27 protein-coding genes are annotated in these 25881 nt (G+C 38.5%); 21 read left to right on the top strand and 6 right to left on the bottom strand.

The window, feature by feature from the left end; genetic code table 11:
• Positions 1–143: 143 nt before the first annotated feature.
• The gene (locus KBP50_RS17130; RefSeq protein ID WP_050351640.1) at positions 144–350 is read right to left on the bottom strand and encodes an aspartyl-phosphate phosphatase Spo0E family protein; all 207 of its coding nucleotides are present in this window, start codon (positions 348–350) and stop codon (positions 144–146) included.
• Positions 351–705: 355 nt separating this feature from the next.
• On the opposite strand from KBP50_RS17130, the gene KBP50_RS17125 reads away from it, so the two are divergent.
• The 5 genes from KBP50_RS17125 to KBP50_RS17105 all read left to right on the top strand — a co-directional run bounded on the left by KBP50_RS17125 (position 706) and on the right by KBP50_RS17105 (position 5699).
• On the top strand, positions 706–3327 hold the full coding sequence (locus KBP50_RS17125; protein ID WP_050351639.1) for a sigma 54-interacting transcriptional regulator: 2622 nt from the start codon (positions 706–708) through the stop codon (positions 3325–3327).
• 128 nt (positions 3328–3455) lie between these two features.
• A complete protein-coding gene (locus tag KBP50_RS17120) occupies positions 3456–3689 on the top strand; it encodes a hypothetical protein (protein ID WP_050351638.1) in 234 nt (77 codons plus the stop codon).
• A 25-nt stretch (positions 3690–3714) separates the two neighbouring features.
• The gene (locus KBP50_RS17115) at positions 3715–4038 is read left to right on the top strand and encodes a PTS sugar transporter subunit IIB (protein WP_050351637.1); all 324 of its coding nucleotides are present in this window, start codon (positions 3715–3717) and stop codon (positions 4036–4038) included.
• 12 nt (positions 4039–4050) lie between these two features.
• Positions 4051–5349: a PTS sugar transporter subunit IIC gene (locus tag KBP50_RS17110; protein ID WP_050351636.1), complete on the top strand. Its 1299-nt coding sequence runs from the start codon at positions 4051–4053 to the stop codon at positions 5347–5349.
• Positions 5350–5363: 14 nt separating this feature from the next.
• Entirely contained in the window at positions 5364–5699 is a 336-nt protein-coding gene (locus KBP50_RS17105; RefSeq protein ID WP_050351635.1) for a PTS lactose/cellobiose transporter subunit IIA, read from the top strand.
• 260 nt (positions 5700–5959) lie between these two features.
• Here the strand turns inward: KBP50_RS17105 and KBP50_RS17100 are convergent, their stop codons facing one another.
• The 3 genes from KBP50_RS17100 to KBP50_RS17090 all read right to left on the bottom strand — a co-directional run bounded on the left by KBP50_RS17100 (position 5960) and on the right by KBP50_RS17090 (position 8140).
• Entirely contained in the window at positions 5960–6493 is a 534-nt protein-coding gene (locus tag KBP50_RS17100) for a ClbS/DfsB family four-helix bundle protein (RefSeq protein WP_050351634.1), read from the bottom strand.
• Positions 6494–7401: 908 nt separating this feature from the next.
• Positions 7402–7800: an HAAS signaling domain-containing protein gene (locus KBP50_RS17095; RefSeq protein ID WP_050351633.1), complete on the bottom strand. Its 399-nt coding sequence runs from the start codon at positions 7798–7800 to the stop codon at positions 7402–7404.
• Positions 7790–8140 (bottom strand): PadR family transcriptional regulator, encoded by a 351-nt coding sequence (locus tag KBP50_RS17090; RefSeq protein ID WP_232231329.1) that lies wholly within the window; start codon positions 8138–8140, stop codon positions 7790–7792. The genes KBP50_RS17095 and KBP50_RS17090 overlap by 11 nt, the downstream gene beginning before the upstream one ends.
• 742 nt (positions 8141–8882) lie before the next feature.
• Between KBP50_RS17090 and KBP50_RS17085 the strand changes: the two genes are divergently transcribed.
• The 4 genes from KBP50_RS17085 (at position 8883) to KBP50_RS17070 (ending at position 11721) form a co-directional block, all read left to right on the top strand.
• On the top strand, positions 8883–9746 hold the full coding sequence (locus KBP50_RS17085; protein ID WP_050351632.1) for an aminoglycoside 6-adenylyltransferase: 864 nt from the start codon (positions 8883–8885) through the stop codon (positions 9744–9746).
• Between the two features lie 199 nt (positions 9747–9945).
• Entirely contained in the window at positions 9946–10278 is a 333-nt protein-coding gene (locus tag KBP50_RS17080) for a nucleoside/nucleotide kinase family protein (RefSeq protein ID WP_050351631.1), read from the top strand.
• The gene (locus KBP50_RS17075) at positions 10259–11293 is read left to right on the top strand and encodes a S66 family peptidase (RefSeq protein WP_050351630.1); all 1035 of its coding nucleotides are present in this window, start codon (positions 10259–10261) and stop codon (positions 11291–11293) included. The genes KBP50_RS17080 and KBP50_RS17075 overlap by 20 nt, the downstream gene beginning before the upstream one ends.
• A 197-nt stretch (positions 11294–11490) precedes the next feature.
• Positions 11491–11721 carry an excisionase family DNA-binding protein gene (locus KBP50_RS17070; protein ID WP_050351629.1) on the top strand — a complete coding sequence of 77 codons (231 nt, stop codon included), beginning with the start codon at positions 11491–11493 and terminating at the stop codon, positions 11719–11721.
• An 876-nt stretch (positions 11722–12597) separates the two neighbouring features.
• Here the strand turns inward: KBP50_RS17070 and KBP50_RS17065 are convergent.
• The gene (locus KBP50_RS17065) at positions 12598–14025 is read right to left on the bottom strand and encodes an aldehyde dehydrogenase family protein (protein WP_050351628.1); all 1428 of its coding nucleotides are present in this window, start codon (positions 14023–14025) and stop codon (positions 12598–12600) included.
• 273 nt (positions 14026–14298) lie between these two features.
• Positions 14299–15285 carry a DmpA family aminopeptidase gene (locus tag KBP50_RS17060; protein ID WP_050351627.1) on the bottom strand — a complete coding sequence of 329 codons (987 nt, stop codon included), beginning with the start codon at positions 15283–15285 and terminating at the stop codon, positions 14299–14301.
• Positions 15286–15478: 193 nt separating this feature from the next.
• Between KBP50_RS17060 and KBP50_RS17055 the strand changes: the two genes are divergently transcribed.
• The 12 genes from KBP50_RS17055 to KBP50_RS17000 all read left to right on the top strand — a co-directional run bounded on the left by KBP50_RS17055 (position 15479) and on the right by KBP50_RS17000 (position 25650).
• Positions 15479–15946: a hypothetical protein gene (locus KBP50_RS17055; RefSeq protein WP_050351626.1), complete on the top strand. Its 468-nt coding sequence runs from the start codon at positions 15479–15481 to the stop codon at positions 15944–15946.
• 114 nt (positions 15947–16060) lie between these two features.
• Positions 16061–17200, top strand: coding sequence for a CdaR family transcriptional regulator (locus KBP50_RS17050; RefSeq protein ID WP_139325378.1), 1140 nt, complete (start codon positions 16061–16063; stop codon positions 17198–17200).
• A 1031-nt stretch (positions 17201–18231) separates the two neighbouring features.
• On the top strand, positions 18232–19644 hold the full coding sequence (gene glcD / locus KBP50_RS17045) for a glycolate oxidase subunit GlcD (RefSeq protein ID WP_050351624.1): 1413 nt from the start codon (positions 18232–18234) through the stop codon (positions 19642–19644).
• A complete protein-coding gene (locus KBP50_RS17040; RefSeq protein ID WP_050351623.1) occupies positions 19644–21014 on the top strand; it encodes a (Fe-S)-binding protein in 1371 nt (456 codons plus the stop codon). The genes glcD and KBP50_RS17040 overlap by 1 nt, the downstream gene beginning before the upstream one ends.
• A 687-nt stretch (positions 21015–21701) precedes the next feature.
• Positions 21702–21956 (top strand): metal-sensitive transcriptional regulator, encoded by a 255-nt coding sequence (locus KBP50_RS17035; RefSeq protein ID WP_050351622.1) that lies wholly within the window; start codon positions 21702–21704, stop codon positions 21954–21956.
• 142 nt (positions 21957–22098) lie between these two features.
• Positions 22099–22458, top strand: a complete 360-nt coding sequence (locus tag KBP50_RS17030; protein ID WP_050351621.1) for a rhodanese-like domain-containing protein — start codon at positions 22099–22101, stop codon at positions 22456–22458.
• 39 nt (positions 22459–22497) lie between these two features.
• Positions 22498–22833 carry a rhodanese-like domain-containing protein gene (locus tag KBP50_RS17025; protein WP_050351620.1) on the top strand — a complete coding sequence of 112 codons (336 nt, stop codon included), beginning with the start codon at positions 22498–22500 and terminating at the stop codon, positions 22831–22833.
• A 307-nt stretch (positions 22834–23140) separates the two neighbouring features.
• On the top strand, positions 23141–23620 hold the full coding sequence (locus KBP50_RS17020) for a DsrE/DsrF/DrsH-like family protein (RefSeq protein ID WP_050351619.1): 480 nt from the start codon (positions 23141–23143) through the stop codon (positions 23618–23620).
• Positions 23621–23682: 62 nt separating this feature from the next.
• Positions 23683–23982, top strand: coding sequence for a rhodanese-like domain-containing protein (locus KBP50_RS17015; RefSeq protein WP_050351618.1), 300 nt, complete (start codon positions 23683–23685; stop codon positions 23980–23982).
• A 12-nt stretch (positions 23983–23994) separates the two neighbouring features.
• Entirely contained in the window at positions 23995–24567 is a 573-nt protein-coding gene (locus KBP50_RS17010; protein ID WP_076362040.1) for a sulfurtransferase TusA family protein, read from the top strand.
• A gap of 18 nt (positions 24568–24585) precedes the next feature.
• On the top strand, positions 24586–24984 hold the full coding sequence (locus KBP50_RS17005) for a DsrE/DsrF/DrsH-like family protein (RefSeq protein WP_050351617.1): 399 nt from the start codon (positions 24586–24588) through the stop codon (positions 24982–24984).
• Positions 24985–25422: 438 nt separating this feature from the next.
• Entirely contained in the window at positions 25423–25650 is a 228-nt protein-coding gene (locus KBP50_RS17000; RefSeq protein WP_050351616.1) for a sulfurtransferase TusA family protein, read from the top strand.
• Positions 25651–25881: the final 231 nt, after the last annotated feature.

The following is a 25881-nucleotide window of genomic DNA, read 5'->3' as shown; positions in this document are numbered from 1 at the left end:
TTGATCTCTCATGTTCTAAACCCGCTTTGGTGGGTCATATTGATTTATTAATCTGGTTGTTCCATGAAAGGTGTCCTACGTAGTGGAACTTGAAAAATTGCTTGATTAATACAAATGTGAATGATTATTCATTCATGAAAAAACTAAGCAAGAAAATAAAAAAAGATAAAGCTTGTTAAGTATAATGGTCTTAAACTATGATGTAAATTTAATAATGTATCAAGCTGTTGGCTGCATTTTACTGTTCTTCGATCTGTTAACCCGTACTTTAAGCCTAGCGCAATCATTTCTTGCTTTTTCTTATTGATCCTTGCGGCTAGCCGAGAGGGATCTGGTTCAATCACTTTCATTGTTTTAAATCTCCCTTTCTATCGAGAATTTTATAGAGTTATGTCGGAAACACACAAAAATAAGTATGCTCATTAACCAAAAAAAAAGCAATAGATTCAACAAAGGTTGTCAAAACATCTCAAAATATGACAAAATTTAAAGTATAATTAGACTTAATGAACGTAATTTTGGATCAATCTTCCGCTGGATCTAGGGAAATGGAATCAGTTGTAATGTAAATTATTCGACGTTATTTACTTACGCGTAATCCATTTTTTCTCTGTGTTACTAATCTTGTAGCAATCTATATGTAAATATTCGTGTAAGCTGTTACAATGGAAAGAGTAAATGATACTTGTAAATGAGGTTTCGATAATGAGTAGAATAAATGAAGTAAAAGAGTTGCTTCAGACAGATTCAGGAAAGAACGGAGGATTGACTGCTAAGGATGTCAGTCTAAAACTACATATTGATCGTTCTACCGCTAGTCGTTACTTAAACGCATTAGTAAAGCAAAATAATGCTGTGAAAGTACCGGGGAAACCAGTAAAATACATCGGACATACTCCTGCTGAGGAAGAAGCTGATCTTATCGATTTAGAAGGCATCGGCAAAAGCCTACGCCCCATTTTAGAACAGGGGATGGCAGCTCTATTATATCCCTCTCGTAATATCCCCATTTTACTTACTGGAGAGACTGGTACAGGAAAAACGTATCTTGCGGAAACATTATGTGAATTAGCGAAAAAACGTATGAGTGATCAAGGTGAAGTACCTTTTGTAGCTTTTAACTGTGCAGATTATGCACAAAATGCAGAGCTATTGGTTGGACAAATTTTTGGAATTAAAGAGGGGGCCTTTACAGGGGCAATCGAGGATCGGGTTGGTTTAGTAGAAAAAGCAAATGGTGGGATTCTATTTCTCGATGAAATTCATCGCTTACCGCCTTCTGGACAAGAAATGCTCTTTTATTTGATGGATAAGGGAATTTACCGCGTACTAGGAGAGGCAACCAAAGATCGTTATGCGAATATTACTATTATCGGAGCGACAACTGAAGATCCACATAAGGCCCTGCTGCCTGCTCTGGTACGCCGCTTTTCTATTAAGTTGACGTTGCCATCGCTAAAAGAACGCACTCGTAAAGAAAGGGAAGAGCTAGTTAACCATTTTTTAAAGCAAGAAGCGAATAAAATGGATACGAGCTTAGCCATTACAGATAATAGCCGCGAAGCATTGCTTCATTACCCATGTCCAGGAAATATTGGTCAATTAAAAAGTGACATTCAGATTGCTTGTGCCCATGCCTACTTACGTTATTTAAATAAGCATGAAGAAAAAGTAATTATCCAAATTGCTGACCTGCCAGATAATATTGCAAGCTTTGCAAATTCCTTATCATTTGATCAACAAGAAGTGACCTCAACAATAGAAAGTGAAAAGAAAATTAGTGAGCATTTGCCTAATATTTATCAAAAAATAGCAAGTCAAGAAGATTATCATTCTATTCATGCAACGATTAAAAAATATATTTCTGACTTATCAAAGAAATACCGACAACCCCATTTTGTCCAACAAGGGTGGCAACAATTAATTGATGAGGACTTATTTCATGCCTTATCGGAAGCAAAAAGTCATTTATCTTATTTGCCGTTACATTTTAACAACAATCAGTTATATGTTATTGGACTGCATTTGCAGAATTACCGTAATCACCAGTATGAGGCAAAAAAAGAGCTGCCGATTGTAACGCACCCAAATCCGATTTACAGAGAAGCTGCCCAACAATTAGCTGCCTATTTAAACACAACCATTGGTCTGCAATTACCTAAAGAAGAAATTGCATTATTGGCGCATTTTTTAACAACGGATGAAAAGAATACCGTTCATTCCGAACAATCGATAGCCGTCATTTTAGTGACGCATGGTGCCTCAACTGCTTCTTCCATGGCCGAAGTGACCAACACATTACTTGGAAATAAAGTTATTCAAGCCATTGACATGCCGTTACATGTTTCAGCAACGGAAATATATCAGCACGTCAAACAAAAAATTAGTGCTATGACTCACATAAAAGGTGCACTTCTGCTTGTAGATATTGGCTCTCTTATAACAATGGGAGATGCTATTCAACATGAGTTAGATGTAGAAGTGAAAACTTTATCCAGTGTCAATTTACCGATGGTATTGGAAGCAGGTAGGAAATCACTTATCTCCAATATGTCGTTGGAAGAAATATACCATGATACCAAAAAGGCTATGACTATCTTTGTGAAAGAAAAAACAACATACTCACCTGTGGAAAAGAAACGAATGATTACAACAGTATGTTTTACAGGTGAAGGAGCCGCCCAATTATTAGAATCCTGGATTGAGGATCAGCTTGCTGATGTGGATGAAGATGTTCTCATTCGTTCGGTTCGTATTGATCCGACTACGAAGGATACGTCAATTTTAGAAGAATTAAAGCAACACTATGATATCGTTGCTATTATCGGAACGGTTCCAGTTACTATAGAAGGGGTTCCTTATATTCCTGCTTGGGAGCTTTTGCAGGAGGAGGGGATATCCAGAATGACGAAATTATTAGAAGTCACTCGAAAATCCCCTAAGCTACGTGAAGGAGACATAAAGCGTAACGAAATATTTCCGCTCGTTTCCAAAGGACTTGCTGAAATCGTTACCTATATTAATCCGCAATCTTTAGCTACTATTCTAAACGAATATATGGAACCAATTGCTGCCTATTATAAATGGGATGTGAATAGAAAATTAGGTATGTGGATGCATATTGGCAGTTTGATGGATCGTTTAGTAGGAGCAAAGCTACAAAATAATATGGAGCAATTACTTTCGTCTGTACCGATTGATCGCAAATTTTCAATGGACGACGAAGAGATGAAAGTTTGGGAGCCTTTGTTTACAAAATTGGAAGCCACGTATCATCTTCCGATCTATGTTCCTCTCCGAAAAGCATTGCTAAAATTATCACGTTAATGTGTGCAGATTTTCTGCACACATTTTTTAATGCGCTCTAGTCCTTGCTATTAAGGGGTTTATTTGTGTTGGCATGAATTTTGCATAATAGTAAGTGGAAGGGCACAAATCAGAGAGGAGGGAGGAAAGTGAAGAAGTTTTTAACCGTTTATGCTTCTGTTTTTACGGCTATATGGATAGGCTATGGCATCTATGCATTGTGGTCAGGACAGGAATCAGCCAGTCTCATACTAGGGTTCGGCATTGCTTTTTCTGTCGTTATCAGTTTAGCATCCTGGTTTTCTTATTGGCTTATGTGCCACTATAAAAAAGTTGATCGCGTAGCAAAGAATATTTTAAGCAATGCGCAAAACAAACAATAAAAAATGACAGATGGGAGTTTTGAAAATGGAAACAAACAAAGACATCAAATTAATCATTCTATGCAGTTGGGGGGCTACATCCAGCCAACTAGCTAAAAAGGTACAAGAAGCTGCCGAGAAAAGGGGTTTCACCATGACAGTTGACGCTGGTGGGACAGGAGAATTTAAGCAAAAAGCGGAAAAATACAATGTTGCGTTGTTAGAGCCACAAGTACGTCACCTAAAAAAAGAAGTTTCCAAAATTGCTGATGCATACCAGATTCCTGTTGAACTTGTTGATCAACGAGCATTCGCATTAATGGACGGAGACAAAGTATTGGATCAGGTCTTAAAAATGATAAATAACTAGGAGGCGTTTTAAATGATTGAATGGTTGGAAAATCACTTAATGGAACCGTTGGGGAAAATTGCACAAAATAGATATTTGCAAGCAATTCGTGATGCGTTTGTTATTTTTGCACTTCCTGTTATTATTACTGGAGCAATCTTTCTAATTATTGCCAACCCGCCAACATCTTTAGATTGGGGGATCATTAATGCGTGGGAAGATGCGGTCACCCCGATACAGGCACAGTTACTCTTTCCGTTTAATTTAACATTCGGTTTGATGGCTTTAACCGTAGCCTTTGGTGTTGGTTACAGCTTAGCCATTCGCTATGATATGGATGCGGTGATGGCTGGAATTCTTTCCATGCTGGCATTTTTCATGACAGCATTTCCTGTAACCGACATTACGCAAGTTCCATTTGGTGAAATTTTAAATTACCTTGGTGGACAGGGGTTATTTATTGCTATCATTTTAGGGATTTTAACAACAGAAGCGATGCGCTTTTTAATAAATAAAGGAGTTACCTTTGAAATGCCTGCAGGGGTTCCGCCATATGTTATGCGGACATTTCGCGCATTAATTCCTTTTATGATTATTTTACCATTGGTTTGGGCGATTGCCTGGATTGTGTGGGCGAATTTTGAAGTAACGCTGCCACAATTAGTGCTTGATTTATTTAGCCCATTAGTAAGTGCATCTAATTCATACTGGGCAGCACTTGGTATGATTTTATTAATGTTAATTTTATGGTCTATAGGAATCCACGGAATGAACGTTGTTTCTTCTGTAGCGTATCCATTTTGGATGACGCAATTAGCCGAAAATGCGGATGCAGTTAAAGCTGGAACGGAAGCAACTGGTATTGTAACAGAGCCATTCTTCCATATGTTCACACATATCGGTGGATCTGGTGCAACGCTTGGACTTGTCATTTTCATGTTATTTTCCGCTTCCGTCCAATTAAAACAAGTTGGGAAAACAGCAATCATTCCGTCATTATTTAATATTAATGAACCAGTTATTTTTGGATTACCGATCGTATTAAATCCTATTTTAATTATTCCGTTTGTTTTAGGTCCAGCAGTAATCGTTACCATCAACTATATTCTATTTGCAACCGGCATTTTACCGCCAGTCGTTATTCAACCACCGTTTACGGTGCCGATTTTCTTTGGTGGATTTATTGCAACAGGTGGTTCTTGGTTAGCCGGGCTTGTACAAATTATGAATGGTGTTATTGCCACCATTATCTACTATCCTTTCTTTAAGAAATATGAAAAACAATTAGTGCAACAAGAACAAGAGGAAGCAGCTGAAACAAGCGTCAACTAGAGGAGTGTTTGAAGATGGACTACGAAACAATTATGATGCAGCTTATCTTGCACGGCGGTAATGCCCGCGGTGCAGCATATGAAGCATTAGATGCCGCAGAAGAATATGATTTTACCGAAGCAGAAAAGAAACTCGAAGAAGCGCATGATGAATTCGTTAAAGGGCATAAATATCAAACCGAACTGATTCAAAGCCAAAATGAAGATACAGTTCCAAGCTTTTTCATGATTCATGCGCAGGATCATATTATGACAGCGCAAGCAGAAATTCAGTTAATTAAGCGCATGGTTGGTCAACTGAGAAAAACAGAAGCATTGGAGAAGCAATTGAAAGAGTTGAAGATGAATTAGCGTCTATAAGCGTGCCTCGTAGATTTGTCGTGAAATCTACGGGGCAGTTTTGTGTTTGAGCGGATTCGATGGTTGTGTGGTAATTCTTTATAGGTAACTCGCTATTATAATTTCAATTTACTTGAGCAAGAAGGGGGTTGAGCTTTGTCAAACAAAAGAAGTATTTTTCTTTTTCAAGAACGTCTTCGTTCCTACTCCTTTGACCTAATGTACTAGTGAAGATAAAAGAAAACCCTGCTGATTAAAGATTTACTTTATATTTAGTTATTTTGATACTGCTGAGCGTCACCTGATCTTTTCCATTTTCTAATTTTAGTTCTAAATGATTTGAATGGTGCAACTGTATTTATATGTATCCATTTCCAAATGGGCCAGCTAGAAGGAGTTGTAGTTGCCCATTGTCTACCGCCCTGTTCAAATAGTTCCTTATCATTATAGCTTTCTACTAGTTGAATAATTTTATTTACATCACAATTAAACATATCAATTAACGTTTCCAACGAATAATCAGCATACCGATCATAAAAGTTTTGATAAAGTCCACCAAGGTTATTCCATTTATAATCTCTTGTCGGTGTTATGACTTCTTTCCCATCTTTATTATCTTGTTCCCACGATAATATTAAATTTAGCCATCCTAATTGGTAAGCAATCATTTGGGATGGCGTTCTATCAACTTCATCTACAAAAACGTCTTTACCAAGATTATTGATAGAACGAAATTCATCTATAAATAGCTTTGCTCTTTTCGTAATTTCATTAACCAAGGCTTGTTTATCAGCATATGCTTGCAATTGAAACCCTCCTTTTCTAATTCATTTTAGTTTATAATATTCTCATTCATTATACATGTAATCTGCTGAGCAGTTAACGTATGTTAATGACAATTGATAGATTAGTGTTGCGTTAGTCTTATTAAATAAAGGTGATAGCAAGGTAGCGATTAAACAGATTTTTTGTTTTCTTCGCCTATCTAGCTAGTTGAATCGGAGTGACGTTTATACTGTCATATTATTCCTTAACCACATTGTCTTCTAATCGGCTCTGATAGTAATATTTCTCTGTCTGTAAGCCTATAAAATATTGCCTTCATACATAACAGTACGTTTGTTATGTATTTCTATTTTTATTTGTTTGTCTAAAATCTTCAGCTAAAATTCATGACAGGAATTACGAAGACCACTGAAAAAGTCCTTATTTAAAAACACAAAAAATCAATTCCTTCCAAAAATTACGTGATATATTAGCATATTGTGGGGACTAAAAGTCTATTTAACCCCAAACCCCATTAATTGTGGGGGGTTCATAGGCCTGATTTTCAAATGTTCTACTTTTTCAGTGGGCGCGGGATTACAGGGCATCCTCTTGCTTCACAAAGCTATTATGTATGAAACAAGAGGATGTATGCTTTATATGGAATTACATATTATTATCAACATAGTAGTCCAGTTAACTTTTTAACCCTTTTTTTTCAGAATACCTGTGGTTAATGATGGTAACATTAAAGTCAGTTTAAGGCTCGCTTGTAAAACCATTGAGACAAGCGATAGCTAAAACCAATAAAAACCCAATAACTGACCAAGTAAGTAGTGGTGTACGTATTAATTTCTCCATGAAGCCAAAACATGAAAAGTGAGGCTGGGAACAGGAAAAAAGGGATTAGACACTTAAAATAATATAGCGCTTGTACTTCTAATTTCCGTCAATCCTTTTTAAAGAAAAGATGAATAATGGAAATGGCTACAGCAAGTATGCCTGCAGTCAGACCTCCAAGATTGTAGATGTCTAGTAATTGTGCAAGTAGCCCACCACTTCCCGCTACCCATAGGTTAATAACAAAAAAAGAAACTGTAAGTTGGTCGAAGTTGCTTTGGCTAGATGTCGTTACATATGCTTCTGCTAAGTCTTTGGGAGATTTAAATTGGTGAATTACATTCCATTCGGCGTCTTCTTTGCTTTTTCCTTGATGGATTTGTTCCATTATTTCATTGGAGAAATGGTCTTCAATTTCAGCTACGATGGCTTTGCGTTCTTTTTTTGGTAATTCAATTAACTCTTCTTCCAATTTTCTTAAATAGGTATCAGTATTCTTAATCCTCATCTTTCTTAACCTCCTCCTGTAATTTCCATAACATATCGATAGACTGTTGAAACACATTTAAACGTTCCGTTAAAACTTGGGCGCCTTTTGTAGATAGTTGGTAGTACTTTCTTCGTAAGCCCGTATTTGGATTATCCCAATACGTATCTACTAGTTGGTTAGCTTCTAATCTTTTTAAAAGTGGATAAATGGACCCATCAGAAAGCTCGAACATGGGGTTGGACTTTAGTGCTTTGGTGAGTTGATATCCATAAACAGCACTGTCTTTCATCAGAATCATAACAGCGAGTTCAGCGAGCCCTTTTCGAATTTGGATAAACCATCTATCATGATTTGACAATTTTACTTACCTCCTTTTTACCCTGATGAGGGAATAAAACTCTATGGCTTATAGTTTAAGAAAAACGATGAAGACTTGGCGACAAGCCAAGTTTTTCTAACAGAATAAGAAAGTATAAACTTAGGTGCTTGGAGATAACGAAATAACTGAATAGCCACGTCCGGCGCATGAGCCCAACAACGATGCGACTTTAGAAATGCGCCCTACGATAAGGCCTCATCGGTTCGTCGCAAAGAGGAAGGTCGACTAAAAACGGGCTTGCCGCTCAGGCGTCGGCATACCCCTGTTTTTAGTGGCATGATTCTTTTATCCCGTAAAAAGGCGTTGTAGACTCCCACTTCAAGAATAGAAGATACGAGCTGAACAAGTCGAAGTGGGAGGTAACAGCACCTAAATCCCCGATCGTTCAACTAACAATCAGCAGGGATGAAGAAAACCCTTGATTGAAGGTTCACTTTATCTCCGTTGATTCGTTCCATTCGCTACGTTGCTAAACGGGCGCCCTGCGCCTTTGTTCAATAGGTGGCATTGCTACATATATATCTTTGCTATCTATTATAGCAGGAATTGCTCGAAGTTCACAATTAAGTCGCCGAAGTTCACAATTCGTTCGGTGAAAGTAGAAGTAATCCCTGAATTTTTTCTTTTCCATAAACGTGCACATATTGCTCGTAACATTATGGTATAATTTCCTATGATTAGAAATAGTCGAAAAAATAAAGCTAATGAAAGGAGCACATCTATGCGAACAGAACAGGAAATGATGCAGCTTATTATGCAAACAGCGCAACAGGATGAGCGGATACGCGCAGTAGTTTTGAATGGTTCGCGGGCAAATCCAAATGTGGAAAAGGATATGTTTCAAGACTTTGATATTGTTTATGTGGTAAAAAATATGGCTTCTTTTACTTCTGATCATACATGGGTGGATATTTTTGGTGATCGGATCATGATGCAAATGCCTGAGGAAAAGGTTACGCCACCGCCTGAGAATAAAGGTCATTTTGTTTATTTAATGCAATTTATCGATGGAAATCGGCTTGATTTAACATTGATTCCGGAAGAGAAACTGGCTTTATTTCAACCGTTTAACAGTCTGAGTATGTTACTGATGGATAAAGATCAGCTTATTGGGAACTTACCGCCAACCAGTGAAAAGGATTATTATATTCAAAGACCAAGTGAGCAAGAATTTGCAGATGTGTGTAATGAATTTTGGTGGATATGCTTAAATATAGGCAAAGGGCTATGGCGAAAGGAAATAACCTACACGATGTTCATGTACGAACAAATTAACCGAAATGTGCTTATGCAAATGATCGATTGGCATATTGGTGTGAAAACTAATTTTTCGGCTAGTTCAGGAAAACTTGGAAAATACTATCCCACATACTTATATAAACAGGATTGGGAAAACTACATGAAGACATATAGTGGCGGTAATGATTTTGAACAAATTTGGCAAGCTTTATTTACCATGTGTCAGCTGTTTACTAGGTTATCTAAGCATGTGGCACATACACTTGATTTTGCATTCCCGCATGAAGACATAACCAATGTCACGATGTATTTAAGGCGAATAAGGGAGCTGTCAAATCATGCATAAAACCTATATTGTATCGTTATCAGGCATTTCTGGTAGCGGCAAAACGACCATAACGAAAACAATTGGAAGTCGAGTACGATAACGCAACAGCGTTATATTTGACGATTATCATTTTTCTAATGCCCCTACTGATTTTGCTAGTTGGATAAAGCGTGGAGCGAATTATAATGAATGGAAACTGGATTCTTTCGTACATGATGTGAAACGCCTGTATGAAACTGCTAATCTGGACTATATTTTTCTAGATTACCCTTTTGCTTATTTAAATGAGGCTACAAAGGCTATGCTTGATTTGGCAATTTACATGGATACTCCATTGGATATCGCGATGGCAAGGGGAGTAATAAGGGATTACCATGAACTAGATGTAGTTTCCTATATGAAAGAATATTTATTGCACGGAAGAAATGTGAAAGCTTCCGCTGACGAAGTTGTTAATGGTTCTTTGCCAGTTGCAAATATAATCAAGGTTGTGAAGGAAAAGATTCATTTTAAAAAAGGGAGTGGAAAACTTGTTAATAAAACCAAATAAACTGCAAAAAGGTGACTGCGTGGCAACGGTCAGCCCAAGCTGGGGCGGGGCAGGTGAACCAGAGCTTCGTTATCGTTATGAAATTGGTGTGAAGCGGTTAAAAGAGGTGTTTGACCTCGAAGTTGTTCCAATGCCTAACAGTCTTAAAGGTGCTGCGTATTTATATGAAAACCCACAAGCTCGCGCAGAGGATATAATGCAAGCCTTTCAAGATCCAACGATAAAAGCCATTATCGCTAATATTGGTGGAGAAGATAGTGTTCGACTTTTGCCTTATATCGACTTTTCTGTCATTCGCAATCATCCGAAAATCTTTATGGGTTATTCCGATGCAACAATCGTGCATTTATTCTGTTACAAATCCGGACTGTCTTCTTTCTATGGACCAGCGATATTAACCGATTTTGCTGAAAATGTGGAAATGCATTTGTATACGATTGATTTCATCGAGCGAACCCTGTTCTCTAATGAACTGATTGGAACCATTGAACCAGCAAAGGAATGGACGAGTGAGTTTTTAGATTGGTTTGTCCCTTCAAACAGCCAGATAAAAAGAAACATGCAACCGAATCACGGGTATGAGTTGCTACAAGGAGAAGGGATTGTTTCTGGGCGTTTAATAGGTGGATGTTTGGAAGTATTGGAGTTTGCCAAAGGAACAGAGCTTTGGCCGAAGATGGATAGTTGGAAGAATGGAATTTTATTTTTTGAAACATCAGAAGAAAAACCATCTCCTGAGCTTGTGAAACGCTGGTTAAGAAATTATGCTGTCCAAGGAATTTTACAAGCAGTAAAAGGTATAATTTTTGCAAAGCCGCAAAATGAGAAGTATTATGAAGAATATAAAGCTGTGATTAGGACTGTATTACAAGAATATGATTTAGAGCATTTGCCAGTCCTTTATAATTTGAACTTTGGTCATACAGAGCCGAAATTTATTTTGCCATATGGGGCAATAGCTGAAATAAACTGTGAAGCGAAGACATTTTCGATATTAGATAGTGGAGTAAAATAGGAAATGAAGTCAGTTCAGTTCTCACGAAGTAAGGATGCATAGTTTTAACCCGATGATGGATACTAATGGTAAAATAATAGCGACGCAAGTTAATTTACCGCAGATGTCAGCGAGGTGTGTTGGCAGACTTGTTCGTGATCCACATTGCTAAAAATGACTATGGATAAAAGTTGAACATCAAGAAAGGATGAGGACGCATGTACATGACGATACCTGAAACAGCTGAATATCTGTCGATAGATGAAAAGCAAATACATGCTCTCGTATTGCAGGGAAGAATCCGCGCCGTTCATGATGGTGAGCAGTTTCTAATTAACAGCGAACAATTTCAAACACATTTTGAACAGGTGGAAAAGTACCGAGCAATGATCCAAGACTATTTAAATGAGCCAATTCCTGAAGATTTGGACGTAAAAGATGAAGACTAACTGAGAGTAGTTTATCTAATAAGATAAGAAACCACCATGGCTCGCCTAGAGCGCGAGCCACCATCTATGATGAAAAATGTTGCTTTATAATGTTTAGATTATTGAAATACTACCTAAAATAAATAAGTTATATAATGGTAAATAGCGTTTTTTCATACAAAAGTATAAAATGAGGTGCTTGGGGATAACGAAATAACCGAATAGCCACGTCCGACGCATAAGCCCAGCAACGATGCGACTTTAAAAATGCGCTCTACGATAAGGCATCATCGGTTCGTCACTAAGAGGAAGGACGACTAAAAACGGGCTTGCCGCCCACACGTCGGCATACCCCAAGTTTTAGTGGCATGATTCCTTTACCCCGGATATAAGGTGCTATAGACTCCCACTTCAAGAATGGAAGATGCGAGCGGAGCAAGTCGAAGTGGGAGGTAAAAGCACCTAAATCCCCGATTCGTTCAAGGGCCTTTAGGTCATACCCTGGTGGTACTAACCACCAGCGGGGGTGAAGAAAACCCCGCTGATGGAAGGTTCACTTTATCTTTAGTTGATTCGTTTGTTCTGTAGCCCTATTCCATTGCTTGCAAAATAATAATCCGAGGTTAGGGCATAAGTAAAAAATAATTATTATAAAATGTATTAAAAATGAAGCTGCATGATAGTAAAGCTAACATTTACTATCATGCGGCTTCGTCATTTTTCCTTAGCTTAAAAGGAGGTGGTTAAGTGTAGAGCCAATAGAACCCCTCCGTAACTAGCTTGTAAGAGCCTCTCTGTCAAGCCTACAAGGGTAAGCAGGAGATGTTGCAAGCCAAATACATGATTAGTTGATTTTCAAGCAGTGGGGGATAAAACTCCACTGCTTGAAAATTCACTTTAGGAGGATAACCCCATAATTGCTTTCACTTCAAGATATTCTTCAATCCCAAAGTCGCCCCACTCTCTACCAATGCCAGATTGTTTGTAGCCTCCAAATGGAGCAAAGAAATCTGTTTTTCCATTGTTCACTGTAATTTGTCCTGCTTTCATGTTGTTGGCTACATAAGAAAGAGTATTTTCATCTTTACCGACAACGTAGCCTGCCAGACCATAAACTGTATCATTGGCAATGTGTAAAGCTTCATCTAAATCATGGTAGGTGATGACAGAAAGTACGGGTCCAAAAATTTCTTCTTGTGCAATTACCATATCATTTGTTACATCTGTAAACACGGTAGGTTTTACATAATAGCCAGTTTTCAGTCCCGCTGGTTTTCCCGTACCTCCAACGAGTAGGGTAGCCCCTTCATGAACGCCCTTTTCAATATAAGATTGTACAGTGTCCCATTGCTCCTTAGATATAAGTGGTCCTGTTTGAACATCTTCCTGCTTTGGATCACCATATTTAAAAGTAGAAAGTGCTTGTTTTATTGCTTCTTCAAAAGGTTTCTTTATTGATGCAGGAATAATAGCACGGGTTGCTGCGGAACAGACTTGACCTGTGTTCATCATAATATTCCAAGCTGCAGTTTTAGCGGCTTTCTCAATGTTTGCATCTTCTAAAACAACAAGCGGTGATTTTCCGCCGAGTTCAAGTGCAACTTTTTTAATCGTTTCAGCGCCGTTTTTCATGATCTGCTCCCCGACTTTACCTGATCCTGTAAAGGAGACAAAGTCAATATCCGGGTGAGTGCTAATTCCTGTTCCGATAGTTGAGCCAGAGCCATTTACTAAATTAAATACGCCTTTGGGAACACCAGCTGTATTCATTATGTCAGCTAACAGCATGGCTGCAAAAGGTGTCATCGAAGCTGGTTTTAACACAGTTGGGCTACCTGCTGCAATCGCACCTGCAATTTTGGTCGATGTTTGATTGGTAGGAAAATTCCAAGGTGTAATTAATCCACTAACACCAATCGATTCTTTGCGGATTTTGTGTCCACCTCGGTCCTCTTCAAAGGAAAAGTTTTTTAATGCTTCTGCTGCATGTGAAAAATGGTTATATCCCATGTGATAATGGACTTTTTCTGACATAGATATAGGCGAGCCTAATTCTTCGGTTATTACTTCGATAAGCTCGTCTTTTCTGTTTTCATACTCAGCTGCTATCGATTTGAGCAATTCCATTCTTTCTTCTTTTGTGGTTTTCGAAAAGGATGGAAATGATGTTTTTGCTGCCGATACTGCTTTATCCAAATCTTCTTTTGTGCCAGAGCTAATTTCACCAATGACTTCTTCCGTTGCTGGGTTAATCACCTGGATGGTTTCGGAACCTGTTGAAGCGACCCATTCCCCGTTGATGAAATGGTTTAGATTTGTACGCATTCGATTCATCACTCCTTACTAAAAATAGTTGTAGAGGAGGTGTTCCCTGAGATAGGTACATTTAAACTTTGCTAGGTTAAATTTATCCCACATATAAGGTGCTATAAGACTTCCAACTCAAGAAGTGGAGAATCCATACTGCAACAAGTCTAAGTAGGAGATAACAGCACCTAAAATGCCTTATTTCGTAAGCGAAACTTTAGGTCATACCATTACATCATTACTGTACGAATAAGTCGTGGGGGGCCCCCCCTCACGGCTTGAAGGTTGACTTTATAACGGTGCTTTTTCTACAATTCTTCCCATTCGTCCTACCGTTGTTTCCGCCATTTGTAAAGAGCGTATAATGGATTCTTCAACGATTTCGACGACTGCTTGAAAAAGTTGATTCATAAGCGGATGGTCGTCTCGCAAAAAATCAATGGTATGGGTGATCTGCTTCCATGTGTGTGAAACGGTAGTTGCTGTTGAAAAAGCAAACGCAATATCTCCGCTCCCGTTGTCCAAATGGCTTCCAGTCCGCCCTAAACCTGCTGCGCAACGTTTGGACAGACGCTGCAATTGTCTTTCCTGAAGTGGAGCATCTGTTGCTAAAATAATCATTATTGAACCATCTGGGGTATCCTGTTTGATAGGCCCCCAGTCAGCAAATAACGCATCCTCGCGTTTACCGAAATTACTTAATACAAGACAACCAATCTGGTAGCTTGTTGATTCGTGTTTAACGATACGTGAAGCTGTTCCAATCCCACCCTTGTACCCAAAGCAAACCATCCCTTTTCCAGCGCCAACAGCACCTTCTACTACTGGGGAAGGACAAGCTAATTCAATAGCTTTTATGGCATGCTCTGGTTTAACGGAAGGGTAACGAGCAGTGTTTAAATAGCTGTCATTACATTCGCCAACAACGATATTAATCGAACTCGTTGTATCGCCAATTTCTTCGGTTGTGCCGAGCATATAATCGAGTGCACCTTGCCAGACAGCCCCGACGCTAAATGTATTAGTAAGCATAATCGGTGATTCAAGGAGTCCGAGTTCATTCACTTGGATTAGACCTGTTGTTTTACCAAACCCATTTAACACAGCGCTTCCCGCATGAACTTTATGGCGAAACAGATTGTTATGGTGTGGCAAGATCGCTGTTACGCCAGTGCAGATGGTTGTTTTGTTATCTAATTTTTCATATAACGAAATATGACCGACTTGGACTCCACGTATATCGGTAATACAGTTGTTTTTTCCTTTTTTTAGCTTCATATCATCATACTCCTATTCTATATCTATATATGACTAGAGAAAATCGGAAACAACACTTATGGAATCTAGCTCAAACATCATGTATGCTGTAATAAATGGAATTATAAGAATATTACTTACTAGTCTAATGAATTAGCGTCTAGGTTGCAATTAAAACTTTCCTTTATCAGAATTCAAAAAGGAGGAAGATGCAGTGAATGATATAGTTGGTAGAAGGAAAATAAGAGAACTGCAAAAACGGTTATACTTAGCCTTTTTCTCGGTTAGCGCTCTTTTTATGTTATTCGTCAGTTTTGGATGTTCCAATTCCAATTCCAGTTCGAACCCCAATTCCAATCACGATGAAAAAGGAACAATAGAAGCTGTCATTAACATAAATGACCCAGATTTGGAAGAAACATATATTATTAGAGTGAGGCCGGAGGAAACTCCAACTTATGTGGATTTTAAATCAGGTGATTATTATGCTGTATACGAGGAACAAGGGTTAACACTTACCTTGGAGAAAAATTTACTATATCAAATCTCTGTATATAGCGCCAGCGAGCAGCTGGATGAAGATTATAAGGGAGTCTTATATAATTATGTGGGTGAAGAACTAGCAAATATGGAGCATCGATTTAACAAGGATACGAAAACGCTTGTTATTGATTTAGAATAACTCCGTGCATTCAAGGAATTACGTTTGTAAACTGACAGATTATTAATCGAGAAAATTAAACCAAAGCAGCTTATTTTGCAACATGGTAAAATAAAGTTAGTAACAAATAAGTAGGTGACGGCATTGGAAAATATTTTGCTGCAAACGGATCAGTTATACAATTCGATAGTTCAAGAAATGAATCGGCTCATTAATGAAGAAGTGATTGTAACCGATCAGCAAGGCTTTATTGTAGCGAGTACAGATGCAAAACGGATCGGAAATTATCATGAGGGTGCTTCGATAGCAATGCAACACCAAGAAAAAATGATTATGTCAAAAGAGCTTACAGAAAAATTGTATGGTGTAAGGGAAGGTGTTGTTTTCCCCATTATAATTAATAAAATCCCTTTAGGAGTATTAGGGATCACTGGAGACCCAATGATTGTGGAACCTTATGCAAGGCTGGTGCAAAAAGTGACCGAACTTTTTATCCAAGATACGGTTATGAGGATGAATCAGGAAAGTAAAGCTCGCGATTTAGAATTTTTTGTCTTTGACTGGCTGAACCATACAAGCAGTTATCCGAGCTTGATGGAAAGAAGTAAATTTTTCCACATTGATATGGAAGCGTATAAGCAAGTTGTTGTATTAAAACGCGAGGAACTCCAGACGGGTCTATCTTACCATCGATTCGAAAAGTTAAAATCCACTTGGGACTATTCCATAGAAGCTTTATTCGTTCGGTGGGGGCAAGATCGGATTGTTATGCTAATAGAGCCTGTGAACGAATCACGGCTAGAGCATCATCTTTTGAGGTTTATGGACTCTGTATATGATGAGCTAGGAGAACGTTTATATGCGGGAGTAGGGAATGTTACGGAGTCAGAGCAGCTATCTAATTCATTTTCCCAAGCTGTAAAATCCAGTGAACATGCTAACGAGAACGATCCGATTGTATTTGAAATGGACTTACGCTTTGAAATGCTGGAGCATGAAATCAGTGCGGAGACGAAGGAAAAATTTATGAAGCGTACATTAAAGGAACTTTCAAAAGAACAAGAGCTAATGAAGACATTAGCAAGCTGGTTTTCCCATGATTTGCAAACACAAGTAACAGCGAATGCTTTACATATTCATAAGAACACACTGCATTATCGGTTAAATCGAATTGCTGAAATCACCCATTTAAATTTAAAAAATATCAATGATGTTATGTTATTGTATATCGCATTTCGTTTTCATACGTATGCTGTAATATACAGTGAAAAATAATTCGCTGTTATGCTAATTATGTCTTGTTATGAATAAGACGCAATTTTTGACGCTGAATTTGACATAAAGCAGGGGACAGATGAGGCAAATGCACAACAGAATTGACAAAATCCTGAGAGCTTAGCGGACGTCGGGATTTTATCTTTTAGTATAAAGTGGAAAATAGCCGAAGTTCACAGCGAGTCCGCCGGAGTTGACAATAAAATCGCCGAAGTTCATAAGGAGGTTGCTCGAAGTTCATAACTAATTCGCCGAAGTTCACAATTGCGACCGGAATTAAAGCACAACTTTTGCTAGATAGCGTTTTTAGGGAATTTTTTATTGTATAGGAAACGATAAAATGAGGTGCTAGTGGATAACGAAATAACCGACTAGTCATATCCGGCTCCATCGCTCAGCAATGATGCGACTTTAGAAATGTGCCCTACGATAAATCATCATCGTTTCGTCGCTAAGAGGAAGGCCGACTAAAAACGGGCTTGCCGCCCAGACGTCGGCATACCCCTGTTTTAGTGGCATGATTCCTTTATCCCGTAAAAAGGCGTTGTAGACTTCCACTTCAGGAATGGAAGCGGTAAGCTAAACAAGTCGAAGCGAGAGGTAACAGCACCTAAATCCCCGATCGTTCAAGGGCCTTTAGGTCATACCCTGGTGGTACTAACAATCAGCAGGGATGAAGAAAACCCTTGATTGAAGGTTCACTTTATCTTTAGTTGATTCGTTCCATTCGCTACGTTGTAAACAGACGCGACGCGCCTTTGTTCGTCAGTTCAAAAAAGAAAAAGTTTTGGAATTACAAAGATGCCGATATCTTCTTGAAAATACAGTTGTTCATCTTCCGCTTCAATTTGCACCTCACTTTCTGCGTATGAATTTCCGGTTATTTTAAATTAGATTAAGTCAACATCATCTAATAATTGGACTTTCGAACAAAGGAATTCGTTTTCAAAGTCATATTTTTGTTCGTTCGTACATATCTTTTTCTTTGAATTTTTCTTAAAATGGAATTATTACTATGTAGGAGAATGTGTATGTTAAAAAGGGATGTAAGAGAAAAGTTAATCGCCATTGTAGGGGAAGAAAATGTAGAGGATAACAATGCTAGCTTGTTAGCGTATTCGTATGATTCAACTGCCAGGTATCAAGCATTGCCTGATGCGATGGTGGCCCCGCGGAATAAACATGAGGTTGCGGCGGTTGTAAAAGTGTGTAATGAACATCGGATTCCGATTGTACCTCGTGGATCAGGAACCAATCTATGTGCAGGTACAACACCTTCAGAAGGTGGAATTGTGCTTATTTTTAAGCATATGCGAAAAATTTTGGAAATTGATGAAGAAAATTTAACGATAACTGTACAGTCTGGGGTATATACAAAAGATATTTTAGAAGCAGCCCAACAAGTTGGTCTTTTCTATCCTCCAGATCCAGGGTCGATGCATATATCGCAGATTGGTGGCAATATTAGCGAAAACTCTGGAGGACTGCGAGGCCTTAAGTATGGTGTAACAAGAGATTATGTACTTGGTCTGGAAATCGTCTTACCAAATGGTGAAATTATTCAAACAGGCGGAAAACTTGCCAAAGACGTAGCTGGTTATGATTTGACGAGATTGTATGTTGGGGCAGAGGGGACATTAGGTGTAATAACAGAAGCAATTTTAAAATTAATACCACAGCCAGAAACGAAGCAAACAATGCTTGCTCTCTATCATGATTTAGAAGCAGCTGCTGAAAGTGTGTCAGCGATTATTGCGAATCGGATTATTCCGGCAACCTTGGAATTTTTAGACCAAGCGACGGTGCAAGTGGTAGAAGACTACGCTAAAATCGGCTTACCAACGGAAGCAAAGGCTGTGCTGTTAATCGAACAGGATGGTGCAGCTGAGGTGGTAGCTCGTGATATGGAGAAGATTGCTACGTTATGTAGAGACAATCGGGCATTTGACGTGCAAGTTGCGCAAACAAATGAAGAGGCAGAGCAATTGACAGCAGCACGGAGAACAGCATTATCTGCTTTATCTCGATTGAAGCCAACGACGATTTTGGAAGATGCTACGGTTCCACGCTCGAAAATTGCTAAAATGGTAAAGGCAATTGGCGAAATTGCTGAAAAGTACCAATTGACAATTTGTACATTTGGGCATGCAGGTGATGGGAATCTGCATCCGACTTGCTTAACTGATGCCCGTAATGAGCAAGAAATTGAACTGGTAGAAAAAGCATTTGCAGAAATCTTTGAAAAGGCTGTTGAGCTTGGGGGAACCATTACAGGTGAGCACGGTGTTGGGATGATGAAGCTTCCATATTTACATTTAAAAGCAGGAGAGCATGGGTTAGAAGCGATGCGTAGTATCAAAAAAGCGTTAGATCCTAATGCGATTATGAATCCTGGGAAAATGTTTGACCCGCACACGAAGCAGAGCACGGGGGTGGAAAAATAATGGATACGCAAGAAAAACAACGCATTCAGACCGCCTTTCAAGAGAAAATGGATTACGATGAATTAATGAACTGTACCCGTTGCGGCTTTTGTCTTCCGAGTTGCCCGACGTATGTTGAAACAGGTAGAAATGAGGTACATTCACCTCGTGGACGAATTGCTTTAATGAAGGGGTTAGTGGATGGTGTTATAGAGCCAAGTGAAGAAGTGAAGGAATCGATTGACTTGTGTCTCGGTTGCCGAGCTTGCGAACCAGTTTGTCCTTCTGGTGTCAATTTTGGTCGATTACTGGAACAAGCAAGAGATGCTATTTATCAAAGTAAAAAACCTACATTGCCTGAAAAAGTCATGAAAGGAATCTTCCTGAAAAATATATTTCCACAGCAAAACCGAATGATTGGTCTTACTGGATTACTTAGCTTTTATCAGCGTTCTGGCGCACAAAAGCTTGCGCAAGCTACGGGAGTCATGAAGCTTTTCCCTGAGACGATGCGGACAATGGAAAAGGTTCTTCCAACTGTTCCCAAACGCGCTGAAATGAAGGAACGCCCACGCCACTTACAGCCGTTACATACAACCCGTAAAAAGAAGGTTGCCTTTTTCTCTGGTTGCTTAATGGATACGATGTTTATGAAAACGAACGATGCAACGATCAAGTTGTTGCAATATGCGGGCTGTGAAATTGTCGTGCCGGAAACGCAAGCATGCTGTGGAGCATTACATGGGCATAGCGGTGAACTGGACCAGGCTAGAGAAATGGCCAAACGCAATATTGCAGCTTTTGAAGAAGCGGAAGTGGATTATATTATAACGAATGCTGGTGGATGTGGTGCTTTCCTAGTTGAATATGCACATCTTTTAAAAAATGATCCGGATTGGGATGAACGTGCAGATCGTTTTTGTGCAAAAATTAAAGACATTACGCGGATATTAGTAGAATTAGACTTTCATAAACAACCGCTGTCTTTGCCAGAGCAAATCGTTACGTATCAAGACTCCTGCCATTTGAAAAATGGGCAAAAAACGTTTATGGAGCCTAGACAATTATTGGAGTCGATTGCCGGTGTTAAGTATGTTGAGATGACCGATGCTAGTCGCTGTTGTGGCTCAGCTGGAATCTATAATATTGTCCAATCGAAAATGTCGATGCAAATTTTAGACTATAAAATGGAGCAAGCTATGAATACCAATGCCAAAACGATCGTAACTGCAAACCCAGGTTGCTTGCTGCAAATGAAGCTCGGAATTGAAAGAGAAGGCTTGTCTCAGGTCATGGATGCCGTCCATATTGTCGATTTTTTACTGGCAGCTTATGAACGAGCAAACGATAACAAAAAGGCAACTAAGCAAGTTGCTGCTGCTCAAGTATAGGGGACGAAAGTTGTTTCACATCATTAAAAGCAGGATTAAACCAAAACAATATAAGTGAAAGCGAAGGCCGTAGTGATCATGCTGCGGTCCTTCTTGCAGAATAAGAAAGTATAAAATTAGGTGTTTGGAGATAACGAAATAACTGAATAGCCACGTCCCGCGCATGAGCCCAGCAACTAGGCGACTTTAGAAATGCGCCCTACGATAAGTCATCATCGGTTCGTCGCCTCACCGTGATTCCTTTATCTCAGTTGATTCGTTCCATTCGCTACGTTGCTAAACGGGCGCTTGCGCCTTTGTTCATTGGCGAATACGCAAGTCTCATTCTAGATAGTACGTATGGTATTGTATTTAGCTCCAACAGCTAGCAAACTATTTACGCTATGTTAATATGGTCACTTAGATTTCTCAGTAGCTTAGCTTGTCGGGAATTCATCTTTATTGCAACGAGCTGTTACTAAAAATGGTATATTTTCTATTGTTGACAAAATACCTACTAGGGTATATTATGGAGTAGGAATAATGAAGAAAACTATTCAATCTATTGCATCTCGTTTTATTAAACGGAAATGTCAAATTTTGATTTCAGTTATAAGCGCTTTATTTTGTTCCAAATTCTAATCTAGAGAATTACATTTATTGTAACGAAAAAGGCTTAACCTAAATGGAAGAAAGGAGTTAGTAGCCATGAAATATGATACAAAAGTGAAAAATCGTATGAAACGGATTGAAGGCCAAATCAGAGGGATTATCAAAATGATGGAAGAAGAGAAAGATTGTAAAGATGTCGTGATGCAATTATCAGCAGTGAAAAGCGCCTTAGATAGAACTTCTGCTATCGTAGTCAGCAAAAACCTTGAAGCTTGTATTCGTCAGGCAGATGATGAGGACGCAGAACCGTTAATTAATGAAGCAGTGAATCTGCTTGTAAAAAGCAGATAAGCATCGTGTTTGACAAAGGGAAAAGTAGATTGGTATAGTAATGACTGTCTTTATAAGAGCTCTATATTTTATGTTTACACGAATTCTAAGTCTTTTGTTCCTGAAATAATACCCCCAGCCCTATTTTGAAGGAGAGAAGCGTATGGAAATCATTCAATGGGTAATCATTGCTTTAGCAATTATCTTTATCATTAGCAGATTTATGCCGGTAAAAGGCATCACACAATTGACATCGCAAGAAGTGAAAAAGAAATTGAAAGATAAACAAGTCCAATTTATTGATGTTCGGACGCCACAAGAATATAAATCGAATCACCGAAAACCATTCAAAAATATACCTTTGCATGAACTTGCAAAGCGGACCGGGGATTTAGACAAACAAAAAGAAGTTGTGATTATTTGTCAAAGTGGCATGCGGAGTATGCGTGCCGCGAAAATGTTAAAAAAGCAAGGTTTTGAAAAAATTATTAATGTAAAAGGTGGCATGGGTGCCTGGGTATAATAGATATATGCTGCCCCTGACCTATAAAGGAGCTGTAATATGGAGTTGCTATTAATTGGGATAGTCGCTTTTATTCTATATGTTGTATATAAAAGATATATCCCGGTGCGGGGAGTTAGAAGTATAGAAAAAGACAAACTTATCGCCCATAGTGATCATACCGTGTTAGTGGACCTAAGAGATTATAATACGTCCTATAAAGACAAGCTCGATCAAGCCTTGTGTTTACCGCTAGCATATTTAAACCGCCATTACCAAGATATTCCTGGCTGTTCAGTTATTCTAGTTGCTTCAAGCAAAGTAGAAAAAAATATGGCAACTAGATTTTTACGTAATAAAGGATTTTCTGTAAAGGGATATTATTTTATTGGATAGACAACTATAAAATGAGGTGCTTGTGGATAACGAAATAACCGAATAGCCAAGTTTTTCTAATGTAACGAACATTGCAAGAACGTTCATAATTAACAGGGTGGCTGCTCTAATGAAGAGCAGCTTCATCAAAAAAGCCGATTTGGTTCCAAGTAATGTCGCCATTTATAAGTAAATATTTTTGGGATTTACAGTTGACAAATGATTTGTTGTTAAATTATGATAACAGTAGTGATGATAACAATCGCTTATTTTTTTACAATTCACTATACCCGTACACCTATATGTATACGAAGAGAGGAGTTTGAGTATGCCTGAAAAAAAGAGAACAACCATTATCTTATTTAGTGGTGAATACGATAAAGCAATGGCTGCTTATATTATCGCAAATGGTGCTGCTGCCTATGATCATGAAGTAACAATTTTTCATACGTTTTGGGGCTTGAACGCGTTACGTAAAGACAATCAAGTTCCTCTGAAAAAAGGATTTATGGAAAAGATGTTTGGAAAAATGATGCCACGTGGCGCAGATAAAATGGGCTTATCCAAGATGAATTATCTAGGCATGGGTCCCAAAATGATTAAACAGGTAATGAAAAAACATAATGCTATGCCGTTGCCAGATTTAATTTCTATGGCACAGGAGCAGGATGTGAAGTTACTTGCTTGTACGATGACGATGGATTTATTAGGACTTCAAAAAGAAGAATTGCTGGACAATATTGAATACGGTGGCGTCGGAGCATATGTCGGGGATTCCGAAGACGCAAATATTACGTTATTTATTTAATGGTTATACACGTATTTGTATATAACTATTGCAAATGCGAAAAACATTATGGAGGGGTAGAAATGAAGGAAATTACAACGAAAGAATTAATGGAAAAATATAAACAAGATAAGCAAATTAATATTATTGATGTTCGTGAGGATGATGAAGTAGCGTTAGGAAAAATTCCAGGGGCACACCACATTCCATTAGGAGAAGTAGCAAATCGTGTAACGGAATTAAATAGAGAAAAACATTATTATATCATTTGTCGTTCTGGTGGCAGAAGTGCAACGGCGTGTGAGGTTTTAGCTGAACATCACATCGATTGCACAAATGTTGCTGGTGGCATGCTTGCATGGAATGCTGAAGTAGAAAAGTAAGGGGGAATAAAGGTGAGTATTACAGCAAATGAAGTATTGGATGCAAAAGGACTATCGTGTCCAATGCCAATTGTAAAAACAAAGAAAGCAATCAGTCATTTAAAAGCTGGTGAAGTGATTGAAGTGCAAGCTACAGATCAGGGATCTACTGCAGATATAAAAGCTTGGTCTGAAAGTACAGGGCATCAGTATATTGGTACGGTAGAAAACGGAGATGTGCTGAAGCACTATATCCGTGTGGCGAGTGAAGCAGAGAAAAAAGATGAAACAAAACACGATAACGTGGTCGATGTAAATGAATTACGTGCAAAAGTAGAGGGAGACGAAGCAGTCTCCATACTTGATGTTCGTGAGCCGGCGGAATTTGCTTTCGGTCATATTCCAGGTGCGATCAATATCCCTCTAGGTGAACTGGAAACAAGAATAGACGCATTAAATAAACAAGATGGATTATACGTTATATGTCGTACAGGTAGTCGTAGTGATTTAGCTGCACAAAAATTGACTGAACAAGGATTTAAAAATGTAATCAATGTTGTTCCCGGAATGACAAAGTGGGAAGGACCGCTAAATCATGATAATTAATCAAGGAGGTATGGAAGAATGGCAAATACTAAAGTAGCGATCATTGCATCAAATGGAGGTCTATTTGATGCGTATAAAGTATTTAATCTGGCAACTGCAGCTGCTGCATCCGATGCTGAAGTAGGTATTTTTTTCACATTTGAAGGTTTAAACTTAATTCATAAAGAAGCACATAAAAATCTGCCATTGCCTGAAGGAAAAGAACATTTTGCAACAGGATTTACGCAAGCAAATGCTCCTTCCATTGAGGAATTATTAACTATCGCCCAAGAGCTAGATGTGAAAATGTTAGCATGTCAAATGACCATGGATGTTTTGAAATTGGAAAAAGATCAATTTATCGATGGTATTGAAGTTGCTGGAGCAGCATCCTTCATTGAATATGCCAAGGATGCAAATATGACATTAACATTCTAATAGGCATAAGGTCTAAAACTTATATTTAAGCTAATATGATGGAAAAACATGACTAGCAAATCGTTCAGATTTAAAGTAAGGATCTAACATTTCAAGAGAGTTGACGAGTAAAGTGCTTACATTTTACCCCGTATATAAGGTGCCGTAAGACTCCAGCTTCAGGAGTTGATCTATACCTGTAACAAGTCTAAGTGAGAGATAACAGCACCTAAATGCCCGATTCGTTTAGAGGGGGGCTTTAGGTCATACCATTACGGTACTAAGAGTGAGGGTGAATGAAAACACCCACTGATGGAAGATTCGCTTTATAGGATAATAACAAATTGTAGCCCGACTAAACTCGGACAGAAAAAAATATTAGAAATTCCTATTAACAATAAAACTACAATAAGATGAAACCGACATACGGTTTGAGATAATTTAAAGGAGGATATAATCATGGAAGCAGTAAAAGTATTAGATGCAAAAGGGTTGGCATGTCCAATGCCGGTCGTGAGAACAAAAAAGGCAATTGAAGAAATAAACTCCGGAGAGATTTTAGAAGTGCATACGACAGATCAAGGTTCGAAAAGTGATTTAACGGCTTGGGCTAAGTCTGGTGGGCATGAATTAGTAAAAGAAGCTGAAGAAGGCGATGTATTTAAGTTTTGGATTAAGAAGGCATAATAACTTTCCGGGCCATGCCCGGGAAAGTTATACCAATTTAAGAATCAGATTCAAAAGTACGCTTTAAATATTAAATGACAAACCTAACTATACGAATAGTATGATGTGCTAATCAGAATATCGTTATCTATCTGTAAAAAGTACGTTATACAAGAAAACTAAGTAAGACTTGATCGGCAGAGTTGGATTTTTATCCCATATATAAGGTGCTTAAGACTCCCACTTCAGGAG

It is taken from the genome of Virgibacillus pantothenticus, assembly GCF_018075365.1.
GTDB lineage: Bacteria > Bacillota > Bacilli > Bacillales > Amphibacillaceae > Virgibacillus > Virgibacillus pantothenticus.
This window is presented reverse-complemented; position numbering and strand designations above follow the sequence as displayed.